This is a genomic window from Rhizobium sp. CNPSo 3670 (genome assembly GCF_057784555.1).
Window position 1 is genome coordinate 69,817 of sequence record NZ_JBXSOL010000013.1, and the last position, 23,882, is coordinate 93,698.

Genomic DNA, 23,882 nt, shown 5'->3' on the forward strand with positions numbered 1-23,882 from the left:
CTCACACTCCGTCCTCCTCGGGCTTGACCCGAGGATCCACGTCGGCAGCGGACATGGATCCCAGGCTCAAGGCCTCGGATGACGGAGGTTGGGGTGCCGGTAAATGCCGGGCAACCGGCGGGAGGCATCCAGGCTCCAAGGCCCTGGAATGGCGGAGGTTGGGGGGAGCTGCGCCGCGATCGATCCTCCTGAGATCAGGCAGGCTTAGTTTGCCAGGTACTTGCGTAGAAAGGCGTAAACGCTGCGCATGGACTTCGCCGCGGCGTCGGCGTCGTATTTTTCGATATGACCCAGCACTCTCCGTCCCACCATGAACTCCGGCGCATCGAAATTGTGATAGATGCCCTTGTAGACATTGAGCTCGACGGGCGGGGCATTGTCGCTGAGGCGGGCAAGCCTCTTCTGGCATCGTTCGGCCCGGCTCCAATTATCTCTCTCGCCAGTCATGATCAGGGTCGGTACTGTCGGGTCGCCGCGATCGGCGTCACAGGCGGGATAATAGGCAACCGCCGCCCTGAACTTGCGCTCCATAAGCTGCTCGTTGCCGTCGGTCTTCGTGGCGTCCAGCGCCGCGGTGCCGCCGGCCGCAAAGCCCATCAAGGCGACGCGCCGGATATCGACGAAGCCTGATTTCGATAAAAAGTCCAAAGCGCCATAGGCATCGAAGACGCGCTCGGGCAGAGCGCTTCGACAGGTGTCGGCGAGCTTGCGGGTGGTGAAGCTGTCGACGACAAGCACGACATAGCCCCATCTCACCAGCCGTTTCGGCCAAAGCTCCTTGACGCTCAAACGCAGGTGATCGCAGCCATGCAGGATGACCACCGCCGGGAAGGGGCCGTCGCCGGCAGGGCGGGATAGATAGCCGAGCAACGGCGTGCCCTGCGGTTGGGAGAGAATTTCTCCCTGTTCGAGGGCCTTGCGGATGCGAAACGGGCTGAGCTTGACGGGGGCGCTTTCGAACCGCACCGGTTCCTCGGCATCGGCCGGGTTCGCGGACAGGTGCACGCCGATAAAAGTGGCGAGGCAAAGAAGAAGTCCTGAGACGGTGGTGTTCACAGACTCCTCCTTCTGTGATCGGCAGCCTGTTGATAGTATATTCCTCGCTCACGTTGGATGGTATCGCACCACCGCGGGGTTTGGCGCAGCGTTCACCCTTGTTTCGTCTTCCTCGGGCTTGACCCGAGGATCCACCTTGGCCTCCACCAGCATCGGCGTGAATCCCAGGGACAAGCCCTGGAATGACGGAGGGTGGAGGGGCGTTTTGGACCAACGGTTGACCGGTTCGCCTCCACTGATTTCGAATCGACATCCAAGTGAATTTCTACGCTCGAAAGTCCTTGATCACCCCCCGGCGGATCATTTAATTCCTACCGTAAATCCAAGCTGCGAGATTTGAATCCAAAGGTGATGTCGACGGCGAAGGCCGGCGACGCTTCGATGGCGTGCGTCATTCGCCAGGGCTTTCCGGCCGGCGTCATCGAACACCACTGTGGGTGTGGCACCATGCCCACCCCTTGCTCTGTCCTCCTCGGGCTTGACCCGAGGATCCACGCTGGGCTCCACCAGGGGCGGGCATGGATCCCAGGCTCAAGGCCTGGGATGACGGAGGGTGGAGGGGCGTTTTGGACCGACGTTTGAACAATTCGTCTTCGCAGATTTCGAATCGGCATTGGAGTGAATTTCTGCGGTCGAAAGTCCTTGATCACCGCGAATATTCTGGCGCCAGAATCGTTGCCTTCCCGCCGCTCGGACGGACGACCGTCACACGCAACATCACGCTGACCTCGGTCGGCACGGTCGCCACGGCGACCATCGCAAGCGGCCTCAACGGACTTGCGACAGGCCAGACCGTCAGTATCTCGGGAGCAACGCCGACCGCTTACAATGGAAGCTATGTAATATCGGTCGTCGACGCCAACACCTTCACCTATAGTTTCGCCGGCGGCACTTCGCCGGCGACCGGGACGATCACCTGCAACGATCTCGGCCTCAGGGCCGAGTATCAGGTCTATGGAACCAACAACAGCTGGCCGTCGGATGGAACGGACGCTTCCGGCAAATGGCGGCTTCGCGATGATATTCTTGCGCAGACATCGGCTTGCTGCGACGCGGCAATCGATACTTACGCAGCCTGGGTCTCCCCCTCCAGAGGCGGTGTCTGGCCCGGCATGCTGGAGCTTGCGAGCACGACATTGACCGCGCAGGCCGGGACTGACGGCGTTGCCACCTATAACCAGATTGTCGTCGCGGATGCGAGCATCTTCAGGCCCGAGCAGACGCTGCACATCTATTCCGGCCCGGATGGCTTGGCGCGCTTGAGCACGCAGGTCGTGGCCAGCATCGCCGGCAACGTCATCACCTATCAAGGCGTGAGCGCCGTCGTCATGCCTGTGGGGTCAGTGGTGCGTCCGGCGCCGTCTGTCGGGGAGCTTTCGCCGGTCTCCTTCATCCACCCGCAGCCGATCATGATCGACCGGATTTCGAGCGGCATTGCCCAGTCCGAAAAGCTGAAATTCAATTCTTGAGGTGGCCCCGCCATGACATCCAATGACGATATCCTGCGCGCGCTCGGGCGCGTCGAGGGAAGGCTGACCGGCATCGAGGAAAGCGTCGCGCTGCTGCGCCAGGAGATGAGCGACGAAAAAGCCAATGCCCATGAGGGCCGTGCCGTGATCCACAAGCGGCTCGACGAACAGGCAAGGCAGATCGCCCATCTCGATACGAGAGTGGCGATGACAGGCGGAGCGGACGTGCAGATCCGCGCCGAGATGCTGACGCTCAAGGATACCGTCGACAAGAACCAGGAGACGGTCGGCCCGGCGCTCGAAGAGTGGAAACGGATGAAGTCGATCGGCTATGGCATCTCAGGGCTGATTGCCTTCGCCGGGCTGACGACGGGTGGGGTCATTGCCTATGCCAGCGACGGGGCTGTGGCGGCACTCAGGCATTGGCTGAAGATCAGTTGAGCGCCATCCTTGCGGTTGGCAATCGACTGACGGCGAATGCTGGCAAGTCAAACGCAGCATAACGGCGTCAGCTCCGCTGATATATTGCCGTATTTCGCCCCTTACTAAAATTAGACTTTTCTAACGAACAAAAATGCCGGTTGTTTGTTATCCCCTTCAAGGAGGAAACGAACATGAAGAGCATGAGCAACCGCCAAGTTCGCGTTCCGGGGCCTCGGGAGCATGACGTTGCCGAGCATTGCCGCAAGTTTGGGATTGGCCCGGCGGAGGAGAAGAAGCTGAAAAAGCTACTCGGGTCTCACGCACCGCTGCATGAGATCCGGGCCAATGCGCCGCCGCCCCAGCCGAAATGGCGATAACGCCGGGCCGGAACTTCCGGCATTATCCGGCGTTAGGATCGCCGGGCCGCGTGGCCGGTCTCGTCTCCTGTACCCCTGCTACCCCGGCAGGCGCTGCGCGGTCCACTGATTCCCTCATTTCCGCCTTGTCGGCGTGCGGATCTGCGCACGCCGCGCCATTATTTCCGCAGCTCGCGCGACAGCATCAGGATATAGTCGTCGGCGATATCGGCGACCACCATGGCCGCTTCGGCCGCTGGATAGCCCCTGCCGACGGCCTCGGCGACGATCTTCATCACCTGCGGTTCAAGCGCCTCCCGGCAGTCGGCCAGGCTTTCGTCGTCCGGGCATTTGGCGCGAAATTCCACCACATTATTCATGCATACCCTCCGTTCAATGTTGCGGCGCTGCTCGATGCACGAAGCCGGTCCCTCTCGGGAAAAGCGAGTCACCGTTCCGGCGCGCCATGCCGGAACAAATTAGTGATCATGAAAATACGATGTCACAGGGCGGGATGTATTCAAGTTGATGCTGATATTAAGGTAAGGCAGTAGGGTTAATTCGTCCAGCGGCGGTTGATTGGCAGCCGGCGGCCTTGTCAGGCAATGGCGCAACAGCCTGTTTCAGTGTCTGTTTTCGAGGGGAAATGCCGCCATTTACCATATGCTTCAAGGGCCGGCCGCAGCTCTGTGCCGCAGCCGGATAGCCATAGATCCTGACGTCATCCTCGGCCTTGTGCCGAGGATCTGCGCACGTCAAAGTAAGCCATTGAAAATAAAAGATTTTATACCGGAACATTTAAGGTGGTCAGATGCTCGGCACAAGGCCGAGCATGACGGAAGAGACTTTGTCAGCGAATTGAGCCAGCTTTCGCGGGGCTCTTCCCTGGGATTGCCTCAGGCCGCGTTGAAGGGTACGGCGACGAAGGTTTTATTCCCGTCGCGTTCGACGAGCAGCAGCACGGATTTGCGGCCGGCCTTGCCGGCTTCGGCGATTGCGGCCTTGACGTCGCGGGCATTGTGCACCGGCCGGTCGTTGACCGAGACGATGACGTCGCCCGACTGGATGCCGGCGGCGGCGGCCGATTTATCTGGATTGACGCTGGCGACCACCGCGCCGCTGACGGAGCGCGGCAGGTTGAGCTGCTGACGCACATCGGGCGTCAGGTCGGCAAGGCCGATGCCGAGGCTCGGCTGGCCGGAGGCGCGGCCCTGCGCTTCCGGGCTTGTCGCCGCAGCCTGCTTCCGGCCATCCGCATTGGCGCCGACGGTGACGTTGAGATCGATGGTCTTGCCGTCGCGCCAGACGCCGAGCGATTTCTGCGTGCCCGGCGAAAGATCGGCGACGAGACGCGACAGGTCCTTCGGCGTCTTGACGGTCTCGCCGCCGACCGAGGTGACGATGTCGCCGGGCTTCAGGCCGGCATGGGCAGCCGGCGTATCGGCGGAGACGGCAGCCACCAGCGCGCCGCCTGTCTTGTCGAGGCCGACGGCGTCGGCGACATCTTTCGTGACCGGTTGGATCTGCACGCCGAGATAGCCGTGATTGATCGAACCATCCTTCTCGAGCTTCGCGACGATCGCCTTGGCCTCGTCGGAGGGAATGGCGAAACCGACCCCGACGCTGCCGCCGTTCGGCGAGTAGATGGCGGTGTTGATGCCGACGACCTTGCCCTCGCGATCGACGAGCGGACCGCCGGAATTGCCGTGGTTGATCGGCGCATCGATCTGGATGAAATCGTCATACGGCCCGCTATGGAGGTCGCGGCCGCGGGCCGAGACGATGCCTGCCGTTACCGTCGTGCCGATGCCGAAGGGGTTGCCGATCGCCAGGATCTGATCGCCGAGCTTCAGCCTGTCGGAATCGCCCCAGGCGACGGTCTGCAGCGGCTTGCCTGCCTCGACCTTCAGCACGGCGACATCGGATTTCGGATCGGCGCCGATCAGCTTGGCGGGCAGGTCGGTGCCGTCGTCGAGCGTCACCTTGATGTCGAGCGCATTGTCGATGACATGGTTGTTGGTGACGATCAGGCCGTCCGGGCTGACGATGAAGCCGGAGCCGAGCGCCATCGCATGCTGGGAGCCGCGCTGTTGCGGCGCCGGGCGCGGCAGGGGAATGCCCTGATCCTCGAAGAACTGGCGGAACTGCTCGTCCATCGGCGATTCCTGCTCGGCGCTGACATCCGTCGTCTTCATCGTCGTGGTGATGGTGACGACGGCAGGCTTGTCGGCGTCGACGACGGAGGCGAAGGAGCCGCTCGGGGCGAGAATACCGCCCGTGTCCGATGGTGCTGCAAAGGCGCTGGGCGAATTGACGGCGAAGGGAAGGCATGCCGCGCCGGCGATGATGGCGGCCCCGACAAGTGCTGCTGTGCGATGTTTGCTGAGAATATGTGACATGGTGGTTATCCCTTGCGAGAACGTTGGCTTGTGACGGCGTCGTAGTTCCATGTCTGGGACCTGGCGTCGGATGAGGTGCGCCAATTCCTCCGTTCGCCGGCGCGGATCGCCGGGAGGCGACGATCGCGGAGGGGGGAAGAATTCGCGCTCGGGATTAAATATGATCACGCCGGATGGCTTTACAAATTAAATATTGATCATGTTGATATTGCCGATTTGTAAGACATTACTGAAGTTTAACATCCGTCGCCGATGCGCGCGCCAGCCGCCGCGTTCCCCGCCAACTGCCGGCCGTCTCGCCTGATAAAGGCGGTCCCGCTCGCTTCGGCAAAGTCGGATCTCCGGAACCCGTTGCGGCTATAAAAGTTAGTGGACTCTAAAATATTTCTTCGTCAGGAAGTCATGACCGGGGAATCGGCCGCAGGCGCGTCTGGCCCACGGTATATGAGGGGCGATGAAGAATTCGGTTGAGCGGGGGCGGAAAGCCGAGCGCGGGATGCATGTGAAGCTGAGCGACGTGGCGAAGAAGGTGGGCGTGAGCCCGATCACCATTTCGCGTGCATTGCGCAATCCGGAAATCGTCTCGGAGGATCTGCGCGAGGAAATTCTGCGCACGGTCGAGGAGATGGGCTATATCCCCAATCTTGCCGCCCGGGCGCTGGCCGGCCGCCACAACGGCATTGTCGGCGTCATCACCCCCGCCTTGCACCAGTACGGCTTCGCCGCCCTGATGATCGGTATCGAGGATTGTTTCCGCGGCACGGAGTTCACCGTGCAATATTCGAGCACGCTGCACCATGGCGAGGGTGAAGCCGGCCTGCTGAAATCCATCCTGACCCAGAAGCCGGCCGGCGTCATCATCGCCGGCGCCGAGTACTACGGCGATCTTCTGCCGCTGCTGGCGAGCGCCCCCTGTCCCATCGCCCATGTCACCGATCTTAGTCAGGAGCCACAAAGCCTGGTCGTCGGCCTCGATCATTATATGGCGGGCGCCGAGCCCACCCGGTTCCTGTTGTCGAGGGGCTATAGTCGGATCGCCTTGATCGGTCGCGGCGCCGATGTCCGCTCGCGCCGGCGCATTGAGGGTTACGAGGCGGTGATGCGGGAAGCCGGCCTTTTCCACGAGGATCTCATCATTGGCGGCGATGCGCCGAGCCGTATCGGCCTCGGCAGAGAGCTGTTTTCCCGCCTGCTCGAGCGCGTGGCCAATGTCGATGCCGTCTTTGCCCAGAGCGACGAACTAGCCTTCGGCGTGCTGATCGAATGCAAGGCGCGCGGCATCCGCGTGCCGGAGGATGTCGGCATTTGTGGCTTCAACGACCTGGAATTTTCGCCCTTCATCGAGCCGTCGCTGACGACGGTGCACATCCCGCGCCAGGACATCGGCTACCGCGTCGCCGACATGCTGCTGCATGCCATTCATGATGAGCCGCCCCGGGAAGACAGGGTCAATTGCGGCTTTTCCATCGTGCCGCGCGGTTCGACGCGATAATCTGGCACGTGCCGCCATAATGGAAGTGGGGGCGCCTTGAGGTCTGTGCACAGTCAGGATTATTCCGTATATGGTGCGGATGGCCACCACTGTGCTTAAGAATGGATAAGACCGGATTGTCCTTCGACAGGATGCGCACCTTCGTGCGGGTCGCTGAGCGCGGCAACCTGTCAATGGTCGCAAAGGAGCTGGGCCTCGGCCAATCCACCGTGACGCGGCACCTCAATGAACTCGAGGAGGCTGTCGGCGTGCCGCTGCTCAGCCGCACCACCCGCCGCGTCACCCTGACGGAGGAGGGCAGTCGCTATTACACCACCTGCCTTCAGATCCTGCGCCTGGTCGAACAGGCCGCTGAGGAAGCCAGAGATGCCCGTCAGGCTCCGGCGGGGGCTGTTCGGCTTTCCTGTACGGCAGCGCTCGGTGTGATGCATGTCACGCGTATGATCTTCGACTTCCAAGACAGGCATCCGGACATCCGCATCGACCTCAACCTGACGGACGAACGCATCGACCTGGTTCGCGAAGGCGTTGACGTGGCGCTTCGCCTTGGACCTCTCGCCGACAGCTCGATGAAACTTCATGCGGTCGGAGAGAGCCAGCGGCTGCTGGTTGGCGCTCCGGCCTATTTGTCCGCCCGGGGGCGGCCGGAGCGTCCGGCCGATCTGTCACGCTACGAAACCATCGTGATGTCCAATGTGGCAGGCAGCAACCAGCTCGTTCTTTCCGCCCCCGATGGCGCCAGATTCATGATCCCGGTCGGCGGTCGGCTGCGTGTCGATCACGGGCTTGCGGCGCGCGAAGCTCTTGCCGCCGGACGCGGCATCGGTCCTACACATCTCTGGCTGGTTCAAGATCTGCTGGACGACGGCCGGCTTGAAGTGGTGCTTGGCGACTATCGGCCTTCGCCGGTTCCGCTGAGCTTGCTGATTGTTCCGGAGCGTGCAGCCATTGCCCGCGTTCGGCTGCTGGTCGACTTTCTTGCCGCCGAGATTGCCAAGCTGCCGGGAATCCGGCCGTCGTAAGCCTCTAATTCAACTTCCGAAAGACCGCTTGTCGCCGCGCCATCCCGTCGTCCGCAGAAACTGCTCCCAGTTGAGCGTCTCTGGATTGAGCCGGCGGCTCCATTCGAGATCGTGTTCCTTGCCGAAATAGCCATATTCGACCGCATATTCGACCATTCCGAGAAGCTCTCGAACCAGAAATTCGTTGGCGGCAAATTCCGGGAAATAGCGCAGAAGGCCATCCCTGGTGAAAGCATTTCGATACTCGGCCTTGAGGCCGGTGACGCGTCGGAAGGTTTCGACCATCTCCCTCGGAGAAATGATATCGCCGACGATCGGCAGCGTTTTGCCGTTGTGGCGCTCAGGATTTGAGAAAATCTCCAGGACAACAGGCCCCGTCGCCGTCAGCGGATCGACGAAAGGCGCCCGGAAATCTTCCGGAAGGTAAATCGGCAAGAGCAGGGTGTCGCCTTCCATCCGCGGCGCATAATACTCGATAAGGTTTGTGTAGAAGAATGCCAGCATGACGAAGGAATGAGAAATCGGCAGGCCCCGTATGTAATCTGCAACGCGCGCCTTGTCGGTGAAATGCGGCGCATATTTCGTCCCACCGGTGATCTTGTCGACATTCTCCAGCGTGCTGAAGACGATGTGTCCTACGCCGGCCTCCACGGCAGCGTCCGCCAGTTGCCGGCCGAGAGGTGCTTCGGTCGTCTGCGGCGGAGCGATCGGCGGCGTCATCAGAAACGCGCCATCCGCGCCCTTGAATGCCGCAGCGAATTCCTTCTGAAGGCCGAGTTCGAGGGGCACGGCGGCAATTTCCGCGCCGAGTTTTTCGAGACGCAGGGCTTCGGGCGAATTCTTTCTTCGAGTGAGAGCACGGACGCGGAAACGCTGGCTTTCAAGAAGCGTCGCAACGACGCTCCGCCCCTGTTTGCTCGTTGCACCCGTGACTGCGATCAGTGGCTTGTTGGCTGTAGACATGTCTTTCATCCTTTCCCGTCATTCGACGCCGACCAGACAGGCCGGCGTCTTTGCGAGGCAGGGCGCGGGCCAGTCCATTGCCGATCGCCCACCTCGATGGCGGCACTCTATCGAAATAGGTTTTCCCGCTGAAGATGGCCGGAATGGATAAGATAATGCCATTTTGTGGATAGACGCGTCCAGCCTGTCGCCGCGGATCGCCCGACCGGATCAGACCGTCGAAGGCCGCCGCGCGGAAGCGCTGGCGATCCATGATCTCTGCCGGTGTTCTTTCTCGAAGCAATCAGGGTATCAGCAGGATACTGCCCGCCGCGCGCCCGGATTCCATCTCTTCCTGCGCCTTCGCAACATCGGCCAAACGGTATTCGGCGCCGATCTGCGAAACGATCCCCGATTCCATCGCCCCGATCGCAGCGAGAGCAGCCTCGCGATATTGTCCGACGTCAGCGCACCAGGCCATGATGCTCGGATGGCAGAGCGCCTTGCCCGGGCGAAGTTCCTCGACAGGCACCGGGGAAATGGCGCCGGCGGCCTGACCGATGGTGACAGCCATGCCGAATGGGCGGACAGAGTGTATGCTTTTGAGAAGCGTATCCCCGCCGATCCCGTCATAGGCGACGTCGACGCCGAGCCCGTTCGTCAGCCGCTTCACTTCCGCGACGAAATCGGCGCCGCGCCCGACGATCAGGTGATCGGCTCCACAAGATCTGGCGAGCGCTGCCTTTTCGGAGGAACCGACCGTTCCGATCACCGTGGCTCCGAGCGACTTGGCCCAGCGAACGAGGATGCTGCCGAGCCCGCCGGCAGCCGCATGGATCAGAACGTGGTTTCCTGCACGCACATCATAGGTCTTCTTCAACAGCATGTAGGCGGTCATGCCTTTGAGGAGCGAACTCGCCGCCGTTTTTGCCGAAACGGCATCCGGCAGCTTGATCGCCCTTTCAGCGGCGATGTTGCGCGCGGAGCGATAGGCGCCGACCGGAGGCCCGGCATAGGCGACGCGATCACCTCTTTCGAAAGTCGAGACGCCCGGACCGACAGCCTCGACGATTCCAGCCGCTTCGGCGCCGATCACCGCGGGGTAGGACGGCATCGGGTAGATACCTTTCCGGTGATAAATGTCTAGAAAGTTCGTTCCGATCGCCTCGTGACGGATTCTGATCTCGCCATCGCGGGGGCTGTCACACTGGCGCTGCTCGACATGGAACTGATTGATGTCGCCGGCCGCGTTCAGCCATATGATCTGGTCGGTCATCGCTCGTGCTCTCCTTATTTCGGATAAAATAAGCGGTGGCGTGATGGGTGAAAATTCCCTATTGCTGCACAATGGTTGGGAGAGATTTCACAGAACTCGATTGGGACGACCTTCGGCATTTCCTGGCGCTCGCGCAATCGGGAACCTTGCTTGGTGCAGCAAGACAACTCGGCGTCGAACATGCCACCGTCAGTCGCCGCGTTTCGTCGCTCGAATCCAGTCTCGGACGCAAACTCGTAGATCGCCGCGGACGCCGCATCATCATGACGTCGGACGGAGAGCAGGTTGCGAGATACGCCGCTCTCGTCGCCGTCCAGACAGCAGCCATCGAGCAACTCGGTCGCAGCAGCGCCACGGAATTGCGCGGCCATGTCAGGATCAGTGCCCCTCCCGCGCTATCGAGCATGCTGCTTGCAAAACCCATCGCAGCCGTCAGGCGAGACCATCCCGGCGTTGAGATCACGCTTGTCGGAGAAAAGCGCCTCGCCTCCCTCAACAGGCGGGAGGCGGATGTGGCCGTGCGAATGTCGCGTCCGCAGGACGGAGATTACGCGATCGCCAAGCTCGGCGAGACAAGCTTTCATCTCTACGCATCGAAGGCCTATCTCGAAGCGGTTCCGCCGTCGGACTGGACCTTCATCGGTTACGACGAAACCATGAATGCCTCACCGCAGCAATTGCGGCTGGTCGAACTGGCCGCCGGCCGGCCGATCGCTGTGAGATCGTCCGTTTTGGAGTTCCAGGCTGCAACTGCAAGCCTTGGTGCAGGTGTCGTCATGCTCCCCGATTTCGCCGTCGCGGAGTCCAGCGGTCTCCAGCGCATCGGGACCGAACAGCCGTTGACGAGAGAGGTCTGGCTGGTGGTCCATGCCGATATCAAGGACGTTCCCTCCGTCCGCGTCGTCGTCGATGCGCTGAAAAACGCTTTTGGCCGGTAGTCCCTGCGGTTGGATCTCTGCCGAACCAGATCACTTTTCGCAAAGCCGTCGGCCGCCCGAATAGGGCTGATAGGTACAATCGGATGGGCGAAAGGAGCGGTAGCTGCGCGAGCAGGCGGTGATGTTGCAGGACTGCGGGGCGGCTTGACCGTCGACGACCACTTCGCTCGACCGCACTCCGTTGAGCGTCGGCTCGATCGTCGCCTCGCGGATGAAGTCCCGCCAAATATGGGCGGGCAGGGCGCCGCCCGTCACCCCCTTCATCGGCGCGTCATCATCATTACCAACCCAGACGCCAACGACGAGGGCGTCCGTGAAGCCGACGAACCAGGCATCACGATTGTTCTGGCTGGTGCCGGTCTTGCCGGCCGCAAAGGTGCCGGGATCTGCACCACGTCCAGTGCCGCGCTCGACCACCAGTTGCAGGAGCCCGAGGAGGTCGGACTGGTAAGGCGAAAGATCGACATTCGGCTTCGATTGGGCGCCAACGCGAAAGGCCTTTGGCTGCCCTGCCGCTTGGAAATCGATGATACCCCAGGGCATGACAGGTGCCCTGCCGAGCCGGACGGAGGCATAGGCGCTGGTGAGATTGAGCAGATTGACTTCGGAGGTACCGAGCGCCAATGACGGCGTATTGGCCAGTGGCGCATCGATGCCGAGTTCGCGCGCCGCGGCAATCACATTGTCCAGACCGACCTCTTGGGCAAGCGATACCGACGCGGCATTGAGCGATCGCGCGAACGCCTCGGCGAGCGTCACCCACCCACTATAGTTGCCGCCGGAATTTTCCGGCGACCAGCCGTCGATTTCAATTGGTGCGTCCAGAATCTGGTCGGACAAGGTGAGCCCAGCCTTCAATGCTGCGTAGTAGACGAACAGCTTGAAGGTGGAGCCCGGCTGGCGCATCGCAGTGACGGCGCGGTTGAACTGGCTCGCCTTGTAGTCGCGCCCGCCAACCATCGCAACGACAGCGCCGTCCGGTGTCATCGCAACCAGCGCAGCCTGCGATGCTCCTACGGATTTTCCTTCGCCGTCCAAAGACCGTTTCACGATCCTCTCGGCGATCTGCTGTAACTGCGGCACCAGCGTCGTGCGCACCGTCGTCGACCCTGGCGAGGAGCCGGCGATTTCGCTCGCCTGCGGCGAAATCCAGTCTGCAAACCAGCTCCCGGAGCGCGGCGTCGGCGTCGTTGGATGCAGCTTGGCAAAGCTCGTCTTGGCCTCGGTCGCCTGTGGCGCGGTGATCTTGCCATTGGCCGTCATCGCGTCGAGAACGACCAGGGTGCGCTGCCGGGCGCCTTCGAAATTATCGATCGGGTTCCATTGGCTGGGCGCTCGCAGCAGCCCCGCCAGCATCGCCGACTCCGGCAGATTGAGGGCGCCGATATCCTTGTTGAAATAGATGCGCGCGGCGGCGGGCATGCCGGTCGCACCGGCGCCAAGATAGACGCTGTTGAGATAGCGTGTCAGGATTTCATGCTTGCCGAGCTTCCACTCCAGCCAGACGGCGATGACAAGCTCCTGAATCTTTCGTTTTATCGTCCGGTCGCTGTCGAGATATTGCAGCTTGATGAGTTGCTGGGTGATGGTGCTGCCGCCCTCCACCACCGAGCCGGCCTCCAAGTTCCGCAGAAACGCCCTGCCGATGCCCCTGGGGTCGACGCCGAAATGATCCATGAACCGGCGGTCCTCGATCGACAGCACGGCATCGATCAGATGGGGTGGAAACTGGTCGTATCGCGCATAGGGCCCTTGATAAGGCCCCTGTCTCACCAATGGCGCGCCGTCGGCGGTTTCCAGCACCACGACCGGCTTCAACGTTCCATCCCGGATCTCGCTCCAGGGCACGTCTTTCAATGCCCACACCAGCACGCTTCCGACGAGGAGGCAGACAAGAAGGATCGACCCGAGAGCGTATTTCCGCCAGCCCGCCAGAAGGGACCGGGGCTGGCTGCTTTCAGCCGGATTGGTGCGCCGATCGCGAATCCTGCGGAGGGTTCTGGCCAGAGCGGTGGTCATCCACTGGGTTGGAGCCGATGTGGCTGCCCGCCGCATCGACCTCCTGAGCTTCCGCCTCAAAACCGAAGCGGCCGTCCTGCTCTTCGCCAAGGCGGCGCTTGCCCGCAAATCGTGACGCAGCGCCCGGAATAGATTGCTCGCGGCCTGTCTGGTTTGGCCGAAGGATCCGTCGGGCGGTTGCGGGTCGTCGACTTTGGTAATGTCTGGTGGATCCGAGGCCGCTTGCGCCGCCGGATCTGCTGTCTGATTGCGACCCGAGATCGAGCTGCTAACGCTTTCACCTGAGGAATCGGGAGAATTGGGCATCGGGTACCGCTAAAAAGCCAACGCAGCATGATCTATATATCCGCGTGATGCGGAGTGTTCTACCGCAAAAGGTCGCAGCAGTTCCGGAACTCACCACCCGGGCGGTGGGCGTCGAGCGAGTTTTCCTCTCAAGGTGCGACTTGAGAAGCTACCGACATCAATTCCTGGGAATTCGGTGCCTTGAATGTTTGTAGCCCGGGCTCCAGAGCTTCAGTGAAGCTCCACCGTACGATGCCCTCCCGGTCGATGAGGAACTGACCGACAAGCTGCCCATGGTCGGCGGTCATCATCTGCTGATCGGCTTCCGTCATTTGATATCCTTCCTTCTCGTTGAGAAATTCGTCCATTGCCCTCACGCCCATAGGCTCGGGCAACTCGCCCGGAAGATCGATCCGTATCGCCATGAGCGTATCGATCCCGACCTCGCGCAAGCCGAAGGCTTGGTGCGAAGCCCGTACCGGGTCGGAAGCAGCAAGAAGATCGGGTATCGGATGGTAACGGAAATAGAGTCGCGCGCGTTCGACCGGGGTGTTTACAACAGCCAGGGATTGGACGCCTTTCTCACGCAGTACCGGGTTGAGATATGACATGGCGGCGACGTGGCGCCGGCAGAACGGGCAATGCAGGCCTCGAAACAAACCGATCAACAACGGGCTGCGGCCACGAAAATCATCAAGTGCGATTTTCCCCTCGTGCGAGATGGCATCAAACTCAACGTTCGGGACCCGGTCGCCCGGTTGTAGCGGGTGGTCGACATAGGGCGTGGACATGGATAACCTCCTCGCTCGGGATCAGTCGAGCAAAGGCGCCACGTGAAGTACTGCGAGGTCGAAATTGAGCGTTGCAGGCCTGACCTCTCGTCTTACCGCACCGCCAGGATCCAATTATAAGAATGTGCTCGCATGAGCCCGCGGGCAAGCGGTAAACAGCGAATCGTGAATTGAAAAAGTCCGTTTTCTGCAAACACTGATTTTTTAGCGGCCAATCTGTGAATTATCGCACACTGACCGGCCGCAAGCCTCTAGCAACTCTGCGCATCGCGACCACTTCGGGACGGCCCTTACTTTACCGTGATGGCAATACCGCTGAGATCGGCGTTGACTTGCAGGCCTACCTGCTTGCCCGAGAGTTCGAGTTGGGCGCCCTTCTCATTGGTCATGACGATCATCTGGGCACCTTTTCCGACAGCGCCGCCACCACCCGCCGCACCGTAGACCCCCGTCACATCTTGAGCGCGGCGGATATGGCGAACGGTACCATGAAAATTGGTCTTAGAAGCCCCGAAGGCGAGGCCACCCGAGATGCCGCCGACAGTGATGGGATAGCGGCGACCATGGAAGGTCAGCGTGCCTTCGCCTCCAGTGCCACCCACAAAGAAGGCAGCCTTGTAGACCGAGAAGCTGATCGTACCGCTGTCGGCATGCGCGGAGCCGGCGAAGCTTACTCCCGCCGCCGCGATAACCGCAGCCGCGACTGAACGAATTGTGGAGGAATTCTTCATGATGCAAGTCTCCTCAAAATCGAGGCTTACCCAGCCAGAAGGGCGTGTCAACGTCATGCCAAAGTCACAGCTGAAACAGTCTCGCCCGTCATTAGTTCCAAGCACGCGGCCAGAATCCGACCGGGAGAAAGCGGCCAACGGATGGCAAACATAGTCTCGGTGGCAGGGCAGCCGGTGGCCGCCCATGACGCTGTCACGGGGCTTGACCGGGCCGCCACCTGGCGGACATTGCCAGCCATGCAGAAAAGATTACTTTAGACGCAGGGGCTGTGGGGGCCTTCATATTGTCGGCTCGTTAAGCGTACGGTGAGGAGGGAATGCCATCGATGTTGCTGGAAGATTTGTATCGCCTGATGAAGACCGGGCACGTACAGGCCCAGGGCATCGTCGACACGATGACCCAGCCCGTTGTCGTGCTGGATCAGAATTTCTGTGTCACGACCGCAAACAATGCGTTCATCAAGACTTTCGAAGTCGAGCGGGACGACATCCTCTCGCAGAACTTCTTCCGGCTTGGAAATGGGCAATGGGATATTCCGGAGCTTCGGCAGCTCATAGCCTCGGTGATCCCACGGGCGGCCGCCGTCATTGGCTTCGAAGTGAAGCATGAATTCACGACGATCGGCCAGCGTACATTCCTTGTCGATGCCCGCCGCCTCGTTCATCCGGATAACAACAGTCCCAACATCCTGGTCATCTTCGACGACGTGACGGAGCGCCGGCGCCACGATGCCGAGATGGACTTCATCGTGGCCGAGATGCGGCATCGGCTGAGGAACCTGTCGGCCGTCGTTCAGTCGGTCGTGAACAACACCAGGACCGACGATCCGGCTGTGGCAAGCTTCAAGGAAGCGCTGCTTGGAAGGCTCGATATCACCTTTCGAGCTCAGGAAGTTGCTGCCATTGGCGGGCTCACTGAGTTCGAAGCATTGCTGCGAGGCGCGGTCGGTGCGACGGTTTGGGAACGGCTCGAATGCTCTGGACCGTCCGTAGAATTTGGAAGTTCAAAGGTTCTCCCGGTCAGCATGATCCTGCACGAGCTCGGCACGAACGCGTTGAAGCATGGTGCTGCCTCGGTGCCCGGCGGAAAGATACGGGTGACGTGGGAAATGGAAGCCGGGCCGCGGGACCGGACGTGGCTCGTATGCCAGTGGCGCGAGGAAGCAGGGCCGCCTATTCATGAGTCTGTACGCCAGGGCTACGGGACCGAACTAATCGAAGGCCTCGCCGCCCATATGGGTGGAAGCGTGGAACTTAACTATCCTCCCAGTGGTTTCACTGCGACGATCAAATTCCCGATGTGAGGTCATGTGAGCGATATTGTCGACACGAGGGCAGGCGCGACCAAGGTCCTCGTCGTCGAGGACGAGTTCTTCATCGCCGATGAACTCCGACGTAAACTGACCGCTGCCGGATTGCAGGTGCTTGGCCCGGTGTCATCGAACGAGCGCGCTCTCGATCTGCTGGAGCAGGATCGACCTGACGTTGCTGTCCTTGACGTTCATCTCGGCGAGGCAAGAGTGACCGCGGTAGCTGCGAAGCTTCGCCAGTTGAATGTCCCGATCGTTCTGGCGACAGCAAGTCCTGCCCATGAACTTGCATCTGACCCAGTCCTCGCGGGCGCGGTCATCCTGGAAAAGCCCACTGATTTCGGTCTTCTCATCGAAACCGTTCGCAGGGCGGTCAAGTGACTGTTCTCAGGGCTGCAACCTCTCAGCGGAGGTCTGCTTGGGGAGTCCGCGTGTTGGAAAAGAGGCCAGTCTGGCTGGCCCCTTGATCCATGATCAAATATCGCTTGCGGCGCTCGACCACAACTCGGCCGCCTCGGCTGCCGTCATCCGCCGGACCTCGGCCTCATGGCTGCGGCTGGCGAAGAGTTCGCTGGCCATAATCTGCTCGGCCAAGTCGGCCGGCAGCGAGAGGATGACGCGGGCTTCGCCATTGTGCAGGCCGCCGAGTTCGGTGCGTTTGCCGGTCACCATGCCGCCGGCGACCGTGTTGTTGGTCTCCGGATCGATCAGGATGAAGGAGCCGGACTGGCGGTTCTGCTCGTAAGGATCGAAGATCGCCGCTTCGTCAAAGGCAAGCCGGACCTTGCCGATGGCGTTCATGTAGAGCCGCTGGGCGGGGTTCCAGGTGCCGGTCTTCAATTCGAGCTGGCTGAGCGGCTGCACCTGGACGCGCTGGCGGCGGCTGCCGCTCTTCAGCCAGTAGCGTTTGCCGGGCTCGATGCCTTCGGGCTGCAGCGCGACGATCTGCGCGTCGAAGGCCAGGCCGACCTGCGGCTGGGCGTCGATCGAAACGATCATGTCGCCGCGTGCCACGTCGACCTGGCGGTCGAGCACCAGCGTTATCGCGTCGCCGGCAACGGCGGCGTTGCGCACGAGATCGAAGGTGACGATCTTGGAGACGTTGGCGACCATGCCCGACGGCAGGATCATGACGCTGTCGCCCGGTTTGACCGAGCCGCCGGCAACCGTGCCCTGATAGCCGCGGAAGCTTTCGCCCGGACGCGACACACGCTGCACCGACAGGCGGAAGCCGACCGTCTGCGACGAGCGCACGGTGGCAAGCTCCAACGTCTCCACCAGCGTCGGGCCAGTGTACCAGGGCATGGCGCCCTGGCCGGAATAGACGACATTTTCGCCCTTCAGCGCCGACATCGGAATGGCGGTGATCTGCTTGACGCCGAGCGACAGAGCGAATTCGCGGAATTCGTGGCTGATCTTCTCGAAGCCGGCGCGGTCATAGCCCGTCAGGTCGATCTTGTTGACGGCAAGCACGAACTGCCTGATGCCGAGCAGCGAGGCGATCGTCGCGTGGCGGCGCGTCTGTTCGAGGATGCCGAGACGCGCATCGACGAGCAGGATGGCGAGATCGGCCGTCGATGCGCCGGTCGCCATGTTGCGGGTATATTGCTCGTGACCGGGCGTGTCGGCGACGATGAAGGAGCGCTTGTCGGTCGAGAAATAGCGATAGGCGACATCGATGGTGATGCCCTGTTCGCGTTCGGCCTGCAAGCCGTCGAGCAAGAGCGCGAAGTCGGGCAGGCCGAGGTCGTTCTGCTTACCGGTGGAATCGCGCTGCAGCGTGGCGGCCTGGTCTTCCTTGACGGCCTTGGTGTCCCAGAGCAGGCGGCCGATCAGGGTCGACTTGCCGTCATCGACGCTGCCGCAGGTAATCAGGCGCAGCGGGCGCGAGTCGCGTTGAGCCTTCTGCGGCTCGGCTGCGGGCAGGCTGGCGACGGTTGCGGCCGAGACGGCGGTGTTGGCTGCGGTCATCTCAGAAATATCCTTCACGCTTCTTCTTTTCCATGGAGCCGGACTGGTCGCGGTCGATGGCGCGGCCCTGACGTTCGGACACCGTTGCGATTTCGAGTTCGGCGATCACCTCTTCGAGCGTGCTCGCCTCGGAACGGATGGCGCCGGTCAGCGGGAAGTCGCCGAGCGTGCGGAAGCGGATCATGCCCTCCTGGCGCACTTCGCCGGGCAGCAGCTCGAGGCGCGGATCCTCGGCAAGGATGATCATGCCGTCGCGCTCGACGAACTTGCGCTTGCGGGCGTAGTAGAGCGGCACGAGCGGGATGTCCTCGGCCTGGATGTAGCGCCAGATATCGACCTCGGTCCAGTTCGACAGCGGGAAGGCGCGCACGCTCTCGCCCTTGCGGATCATGCCGTTGTAGATGTTCCAGAGTTCCGGTCGCTGGTTGCGCGGATCCCAGCGATGGTCCGGAGTGCGGAAGGAATAGATGCGCTCCTTGGCGCGGCTTGCCTCCTCGTCGCGCCGGGCGCCGCCGAAAGCGGCGTCGAACTGGCCGGCATCGAGCGCCTGGCGCAGGCTTTCGGTCTTCATGATGTCGGTGAAGGCCGCCGAGCCGTGAGTGAAGGGCGTGATGTTTTCGGCCGCGCCTCGCGGATTGATATGCTCGATGAGATCGAGATCGTACTTCTTCGCGGTCTCGTCGCGGAAGGCGATCATCTCGCGGAACTTCCAGCCGGTGTTCACATGTAAGAGCGGGAAGGGCACGCGGCCGGGATAGAAAGCCTTGCGCGCCAGGTGCAGCAGCACCGAGGAATCCTTGCCGATCGAATAGAGCATGACGGGACGCTCGAATTCGGCTGCGACTTCGCGGAAGATGTGGATGGATTCGTTTTCCAGCGCCTTCAGATGCGGGTCGAGCGGCGCCTTGGCGCTCTGGGGATTGCTGAGTTCCGTATCCGGACGGCTATCGGGCATGTCTTACTCCAGACTGTCGGTCCTTGCGGCTGACCGCAAGCTTTTCTCGATTGTGGCTCTTCCCGGCGAAGCTCGCTTCCCCCCAGGCTGCGGCGATCGCCGCGCCCTGATCCGAAAAGCCGTGAAGATGGTTATTGTGCGGCGATCGCCGCGGCCTCTTCGGCGACATGCAGGCCGCATTCGCGCTTCTCGTCCTGCTCCCACCACCAGCGGCCGGCGCGTTCCGGCTCGCCGGGCTTGATCGCCCTCGTGCAGGGCTCGCAGCCGATCGAGGGGTAGCCGCGCGCATGCAGCGGATTGACCGGCACGCCGTTTTCGGAAACGAAGGCCTTGATCGCCTCGATGTCCCAATCGGCCAGCGGATTGACCTTCAGGAGGTGCCGTTCGGCGTCATATTCGGCAAAGGGCGTCTCGGCGCGGTTGGCCGATTGCCCGCGGCGCAGACCGGTGATCCAGATCGTCGCCCCTTCGAGCGCACGCGCAAGCGGTTTCAGCTTGCGCACGCCGCAACAGGCATGCCTGGCCTCGACGCTGTCGTAGAAACCATTGAGGCCGTATTGCGCAGCATAGGCGTCGATATCGGCCTTCTCAGGCCCGAAGCGCTGGATATGGATGTCGTACTGGGCTTCCGTCTCGATAATCAGATCAAGCGTCTCGGCAAACAGGCGGCCGGTTTCCAGCGTCGCAATGTCGATCGGCAGGCGGTGCGTGCCGATTTCGGCGGTGATCACCTGGTCCTCGATCCCGAGCGAGGTGGTGAACACCACGCGACCGCCAAGGCTTGCCACCAGCGACAGACGTCCGGCAAGGTCGAGGCCTGCCAGCTTGTCGTTCAGCGCCTCGGCTTCTGCATTCGGATTGATAGCAGTCATGAGAATCCTGTCCTTAGTTGACCGGAGTATCGCAGTTCAAGCCTGGATCGGACAGAAAAAGGGATTTCGAAAGCTGCGGCCACCGGAGCAAATATCTCTCCGAAGCTGCCGCGATGCAGAAAAGCAGCCGCCCGCGGATGGAAATCGGCACTGGCAGCTTGAATGTCTATAAAATTAGTAGAGTTACACGCAGCCTGTCAATCCGAAATCTGAAGTGATGCTGAAAAAGGTGCGGAAGGCCCTGATTTGGCGTAGTTTGCGAGGGCTTGGCCAAGCGTGAAAAACAAGGCCAAAAATGCTTGTCCCTCAAGGCGTTCTGCCGGCGCGTTCAAATTCCGTTCATGCTGGTTGTGCCATAGAGACGAATATACGTGTGAAGCGGCGCGGGATGCGCGCCGCCTGTGTGTGTTGACGGTCTGAGATGATTACGCAAAAGGCGAAATATGCGCTGCGGGCGCTGACGGTTCTGGCGGATGCCGGTGCCGACGAACCCGTTATGATTTCCGATATCGCCGCGCAGCAGAAGATCCCGAAGAAGTTCCTCGAACAGATCCTGCTCGACCTCAAACATCACGGCATCGTCGTCAGCCGCCGGGGCAAGCAGGGTGGCTATCTCCTGCTCAAGCCCGCCCACACCATCACCTTCGGCGAAATCCTGCGCATCATCGACGGTCCGATCGCACCCCTTCCGTGCCTGTCGATCACCGCCTACCGCCGGTGCGACGATTGCGACGGCGAGCAGAACTGCGAAATCCGCCACGTCTTCGCCAAGGTGGCCGACGCCACGCGCAAGGTACTGTTCTCGACGACCATCGCCGATGCCGTCGAGCCGAGGCAAGGCGCCGAAATCACCCGCCTGCTCGCCTGAGCCTCCTGGGTTTGAGGAAGCCGGCGGGAGGCTTCTGCTTCAACATTTGGTGAAATGCCTTTTCTCGCCGCTGCGGTGCACCACCTGCCTGTTCATTCGGGTAGGAGAAGATCCAATGTTTGCATTTCCGACAAAGCGTCTCCTGGCTGCCGTCGGTCTGTCGGCTGCCCTTGCGACGAGCGCTGCCGCCCATCACGGCTGGTCGTGGGCCGAGGCTGATCAGATCGAGCTTCGCGGCACGATCGAGAAAATATCGATGGGCGGGCCGCATCCCACCCTTGATGTCGCCACCGCCGATAACGGCGTCTGGCGGGTCGAACTCGGCAATCCGCGCCAGACCGAACGCTCCGGATTCGTCGAGGGGGTCGCAAAGCCGGGCGACCAGGTGATCGCGCTCGGCAACCGTTCGCAGGACCCGAAGGAAAAGCGGATGAAGGCGGTGCGCATCACCATCGGCGAGAAGCGCTACGATATCTATCCCGATCGCATCCGGACGAACTGACCGGCCGATATGGACGCTCTCGAATGGCTGTCGGCCACGGCGCTTGCGGTCGCGCTCCGCCGCTCAGCGTTGCTCTATATGTTCGTCAACGCCGCCCATATCCTGTCGATCGGCCTGCTCGTCGGCGCGATTCTGCCGCTTGATCTCAGACTCGGCGGCTTGTTCCAAAAGGTGCCGGTGGAAATCCTCGCCCCGTTCCTCTCGCGCGCTGCCGGCATCGGCCTCGCCGCGGCTCTTCTGACCGGCTTCTGCCTCTTCAGCGTGCGAGCGGTCGAATATGCCGCCAATCCCGCTTTCCTCGCCAAAGTCGGACTGATTGCCTTCGCGTTGCTCAATGTGCTCGCCGTGCATGCGGGGCAGGGCTGGCGAACTGCAATCACGGCCGGCATTCTGAGCCCTGCCGTCAGAGTTTCAGCGGCTCTGTCAGCGGCAACATGGATTGCCGCCCTCGTGGCAGGGCGCTGGATTGGATTTCTCTGATGCGATCGCTCCTGAAGAAGACCACCACTGACTATCGATCGCTGATCGCCGCCCGTGGGTTGACCCACGGCTCCTGGTTTGAGCGCGCCAGCGGCTGCTTGCCTAGGATGTGGTCTGCCGCCTTCTCGCCGGTCATGATCGACGGGCCGTTCAGGTTGCCGTAGGTGACGTGCGGGAAGATCGAGCTGTCGGCGACCCGCAAGCCGTCGACGCCGATCACCCGCGTCTGCGGATCGACCACCGCCATCGGATCGTCCTTGGCGCCCATCTTGCAGGTGCCGCAGGGGTGATAGGCGCTTTCCAGATGTTCGCGCAGGAAGGCATCGATCTCATCGTCGCTCTGCACCCCTTCGCCCGGCTGGATCTCCGGGCCGCGATAGGTGTCGAAGGCCTTCTGCCCGAAGATCTCGCGGGTCAGACGCACGCAGTGGCGGAATTTCTCCCAGTCCTCCGGATGGCTCATATAGTTGAAGCGCAGCACCGGATCGGCCTTGGGATCGGGTGAGCGCAGCGTCACGCTGCCGCGCGATTTCGACAGATTGTAGCCGACATGCACCTGGAAGCCGTGGCTCTTGGCCGCCGCCTTGCCGTCATAGCTGATCGCCACCGGCAGGAAGTGATATTGGATATCCGGCTGCTTCAGCCCGGGTGCCGAGCGCAGGAAGGCGCAGGCCTCGAACTGGTTGGAAGCGCCGAGCCCACCCTTGGAGAGCAGCCATTGCGCGCCCGCCACTCCCTGCCAGAACCAGGGCAGCCAGGAATAGAGCGACACGGGCTTGGTGCTGACCTGCTGGAAATAGAATTCCATATGGTCCTGCAGGTTGGCGCCGACACCAGGACGGTCGGCCTTCACCTCGATGCCCATTTCCTTCAGATGCTCGCCCGGGCCGATGCCGGACAGCATCAGGAGCTTCGGCGAATTGAAGGAGGAGGCGGAGACGATCACCTCGCGGTTGGCCTTCACCACCTCTGTCCTGCCGCCGCGTTCGATCTCCACGCCGGTCGCCCGCCCGTTCTCGATGACGATCTTGCTCGCCAGGCCATAGACGATCCCGACATTGTGGCGCTTCAGCGCCGGCTTCAGATAGGCGTTGGCGGCAGACCAGCGGCGGCCGGCAAAGATGGTCTGCTCCATCAGGCCGAAGCCTTCCTGCTTGCTGCCGTTGTAATCCTCCGTCGTCTCGAAGCCCGCCTGTTTGCCGGCCTCGACGAAGGCCCGGAAGAGCGGATTGGTGAAGCCGCCGCGCTGCACGTGCAGCGGCCCGTCCGTGCCGCGCCAGCCATCCTCGCCGCCATGCGAATGTTCCATGCGCTTGAAATAGGGGAGAACGTCGGCATAGGCCCAGCCGCTGGCGCCAAGTTCCTCCCAGCGGTTAAAGTCTTCGGCATGGCCGCGCACATAGACCATACCGTTGATCGAGGAGGAGCCGCCGATCACCTTGCCGCGCGGCGCGGTGATGCGCCGGTTGTTGAGGTTCGGCTCCGGCTCGGAAAGATAACCCCAGTTGTAGCGCTTCATGCTCATCGGCCAGGCAAGGGCTGCCGGCATCTGGATGAACGGCCCGAAATCGCTGCCGCCGGCCTCGATGACGAGAACGCTGTTCTTGCCGTCTTCGGAGAGACGGTAGGCGAGGGCGGACCCGGCCGAGCCCGAACCGATGATGACGAAATCTGCTTGCATCTATTTGTTTCCCTCGAGCTGCCATCATCCGGCTGCTTCTTGTT

23 protein-coding genes are annotated in these 23,882 nt (G+C 61.8%); 11 read left to right on the top strand and 12 right to left on the bottom strand.

The window, feature by feature from the left end; translation table 11 throughout:
* Positions 1-204: 204 nt before the first annotated feature.
* Positions 205-1,056 (bottom strand): dienelactone hydrolase family protein, encoded by an 852-nt coding sequence (locus tag AC13QO_RS15595; RefSeq protein WP_488541152.1) that lies wholly within the window; start codon positions 1,054-1,056, stop codon positions 205-207.
* Positions 1,057-1,622: 566 nt separating this feature from the next.
* Between AC13QO_RS15595 and AC13QO_RS15600 the strand changes: the two genes are divergently transcribed.
* From AC13QO_RS15600 to AC13QO_RS15610, 3 genes are all read left to right on the top strand, one after another.
* Positions 1,623-2,525, top strand: coding sequence for a hypothetical protein (locus AC13QO_RS15600; RefSeq protein WP_488541153.1), 903 nt, complete (start codon positions 1,623-1,625; stop codon positions 2,523-2,525).
* Positions 2,526-2,537: 12 nt separating this feature from the next.
* On the top strand, positions 2,538-2,966 hold the full coding sequence (locus AC13QO_RS15605; RefSeq protein WP_488541154.1) for a DUF1515 domain-containing protein: 429 nt from the start codon (positions 2,538-2,540) through the stop codon (positions 2,964-2,966).
* A gap of 173 nt (positions 2,967-3,139) precedes the next feature.
* Positions 3,140-3,325 carry a hypothetical protein gene (locus tag AC13QO_RS15610; RefSeq protein WP_082240273.1) on the top strand — a complete coding sequence of 62 codons (186 nt, stop codon included), beginning with the start codon at positions 3,140-3,142 and terminating at the stop codon, positions 3,323-3,325.
* A 158-nt stretch (positions 3,326-3,483) separates the two neighbouring features.
* Here AC13QO_RS15610 and AC13QO_RS15615 read toward each other — a convergent pair whose 3' ends face one another.
* Positions 3,484-3,684 carry a hypothetical protein gene (locus AC13QO_RS15615; RefSeq protein ID WP_488541155.1) on the bottom strand — a complete coding sequence of 67 codons (201 nt, stop codon included), beginning with the start codon at positions 3,682-3,684 and terminating at the stop codon, positions 3,484-3,486.
* 516 nt (positions 3,685-4,200) lie between these two features.
* The gene (locus AC13QO_RS15620) at positions 4,201-5,703 is read right to left on the bottom strand and encodes a DegQ family serine endoprotease (protein ID WP_488541156.1); all 1,503 of its coding nucleotides are present in this window, start codon (positions 5,701-5,703) and stop codon (positions 4,201-4,203) included.
* A 454-nt stretch (positions 5,704-6,157) separates the two neighbouring features.
* Between AC13QO_RS15620 and AC13QO_RS15625 the strand changes: the two genes are divergently transcribed.
* Together AC13QO_RS15625 and AC13QO_RS15630 are read left to right on the top strand one after the other, a co-directional pair.
* Positions 6,158-7,195 (top strand): LacI family DNA-binding transcriptional regulator, encoded by a 1,038-nt coding sequence (locus tag AC13QO_RS15625; protein WP_085777348.1) that lies wholly within the window; start codon positions 6,158-6,160, stop codon positions 7,193-7,195.
* 101 nt (positions 7,196-7,296) lie between these two features.
* Positions 7,297-8,217, top strand: coding sequence for a LysR family transcriptional regulator (locus AC13QO_RS15630; RefSeq protein ID WP_221114593.1), 921 nt, complete (start codon positions 7,297-7,299; stop codon positions 8,215-8,217).
* A 9-nt stretch (positions 8,218-8,226) separates the two neighbouring features.
* Here the strand turns inward: AC13QO_RS15630 and AC13QO_RS15635 are convergent, their stop codons facing one another.
* Both AC13QO_RS15635 and AC13QO_RS15640 read right to left on the bottom strand, forming a co-directional pair.
* Positions 8,227-9,180 carry an NmrA/HSCARG family protein gene (locus tag AC13QO_RS15635; protein WP_488541157.1) on the bottom strand — a complete coding sequence of 318 codons (954 nt, stop codon included), beginning with the start codon at positions 9,178-9,180 and terminating at the stop codon, positions 8,227-8,229.
* A gap of 283 nt (positions 9,181-9,463) precedes the next feature.
* Positions 9,464-10,435, bottom strand: coding sequence for a quinone oxidoreductase family protein (locus AC13QO_RS15640; RefSeq protein ID WP_488541158.1), 972 nt, complete (start codon positions 10,433-10,435; stop codon positions 9,464-9,466).
* Positions 10,436-10,506: 71 nt separating this feature from the next.
* Here AC13QO_RS15640 and AC13QO_RS15645 point away from each other — a divergent pair, with 71 nt between their 5' ends.
* Complete coding sequence (locus tag AC13QO_RS15645; RefSeq protein ID WP_198175526.1) at positions 10,507-11,373, top strand: LysR family transcriptional regulator; 867 nt, start codon at positions 10,507-10,509, stop codon at positions 11,371-11,373.
* Between the two features lie 30 nt (positions 11,374-11,403).
* Here the strand turns inward: AC13QO_RS15645 and AC13QO_RS15650 are convergent, their stop codons facing one another.
* The 3 genes from AC13QO_RS15650 to AC13QO_RS15660 form a co-directional block, all read right to left on the bottom strand.
* On the bottom strand, positions 11,404-13,239 hold the full coding sequence (locus AC13QO_RS15650; protein ID WP_488541159.1) for a PBP1A family penicillin-binding protein: 1,836 nt from the start codon (positions 13,237-13,239) through the stop codon (positions 11,404-11,406).
* A gap of 587 nt (positions 13,240-13,826) precedes the next feature.
* Positions 13,827-14,468 (bottom strand): peroxiredoxin-like family protein, encoded by a 642-nt coding sequence (locus AC13QO_RS15655; protein WP_488541160.1) that lies wholly within the window; start codon positions 14,466-14,468, stop codon positions 13,827-13,829.
* 290 nt (positions 14,469-14,758) lie between these two features.
* Positions 14,759-15,199 (bottom strand): hypothetical protein, encoded by a 441-nt coding sequence (locus tag AC13QO_RS15660; protein WP_183703467.1) that lies wholly within the window; start codon positions 15,197-15,199, stop codon positions 14,759-14,761.
* Positions 15,200-15,525: 326 nt separating this feature from the next.
* Here AC13QO_RS15660 and AC13QO_RS15665 point away from each other — a divergent pair, with 326 nt between their 5' ends.
* Together AC13QO_RS15665 and AC13QO_RS15670 are read left to right on the top strand one after the other, a co-directional pair.
* Positions 15,526-16,503: a sensor histidine kinase gene (locus tag AC13QO_RS15665; protein ID WP_488541161.1), complete on the top strand. Its 978-nt coding sequence runs from the start codon at positions 15,526-15,528 to the stop codon at positions 16,501-16,503.
* 6 nt (positions 16,504-16,509) lie between these two features.
* A complete protein-coding gene (locus AC13QO_RS15670) occupies positions 16,510-16,890 on the top strand; it encodes a response regulator (protein ID WP_097601519.1) in 381 nt (126 codons plus the stop codon).
* Positions 16,891-16,983: 93 nt separating this feature from the next.
* On the opposite strand, the gene cysN is transcribed toward AC13QO_RS15670, so the two are convergent.
* The 3 genes from cysN to AC13QO_RS15685 all read right to left on the bottom strand — a co-directional run bounded on the left by cysN (position 16,984) and on the right by AC13QO_RS15685 (position 20,307).
* Positions 16,984-18,480 (bottom strand): sulfate adenylyltransferase subunit CysN, encoded by a 1,497-nt coding sequence (cysN, locus tag AC13QO_RS15675; protein WP_097601520.1) that lies wholly within the window; start codon positions 18,478-18,480, stop codon positions 16,984-16,986.
* A 1-nt stretch (position 18,481) separates the two neighbouring features.
* Positions 18,482-19,435 carry a sulfate adenylyltransferase subunit CysD gene (gene cysD, locus AC13QO_RS15680; RefSeq protein ID WP_064692172.1) on the bottom strand — a complete coding sequence of 318 codons (954 nt, stop codon included), beginning with the start codon at positions 19,433-19,435 and terminating at the stop codon, positions 18,482-18,484.
* A gap of 131 nt (positions 19,436-19,566) precedes the next feature.
* Complete coding sequence (locus tag AC13QO_RS15685; protein ID WP_488541162.1) at positions 19,567-20,307, bottom strand: phosphoadenylyl-sulfate reductase; 741 nt, start codon at positions 20,305-20,307, stop codon at positions 19,567-19,569.
* 421 nt (positions 20,308-20,728) lie between these two features.
* Here AC13QO_RS15685 and AC13QO_RS15690 point away from each other — a divergent pair, with 421 nt between their 5' ends.
* The 3 genes from AC13QO_RS15690 (at position 20,729) to AC13QO_RS15700 (ending at position 22,157) form a co-directional block, all read left to right on the top strand.
* On the top strand, positions 20,729-21,175 hold the full coding sequence (locus AC13QO_RS15690) for an RrF2 family transcriptional regulator (protein ID WP_085777359.1): 447 nt from the start codon (positions 20,729-20,731) through the stop codon (positions 21,173-21,175).
* A gap of 115 nt (positions 21,176-21,290) precedes the next feature.
* Positions 21,291-21,677 (top strand): DUF6152 family protein, encoded by a 387-nt coding sequence (locus AC13QO_RS15695; RefSeq protein WP_488541163.1) that lies wholly within the window; start codon positions 21,291-21,293, stop codon positions 21,675-21,677.
* A 9-nt stretch (positions 21,678-21,686) separates the two neighbouring features.
* On the top strand, positions 21,687-22,157 hold the full coding sequence (locus AC13QO_RS15700; RefSeq protein ID WP_085777361.1) for a DUF6644 family protein: 471 nt from the start codon (positions 21,687-21,689) through the stop codon (positions 22,155-22,157).
* A 31-nt stretch (positions 22,158-22,188) separates the two neighbouring features.
* On the opposite strand, the gene betA is transcribed toward AC13QO_RS15700, so the two are convergent.
* Positions 22,189-23,838 (bottom strand): choline dehydrogenase, encoded by a 1,650-nt coding sequence (gene betA / locus AC13QO_RS15705; protein ID WP_488541164.1) that lies wholly within the window; start codon positions 23,836-23,838, stop codon positions 22,189-22,191.
* Between the last annotated feature and the right edge of the window lie 44 nt (positions 23,839-23,882).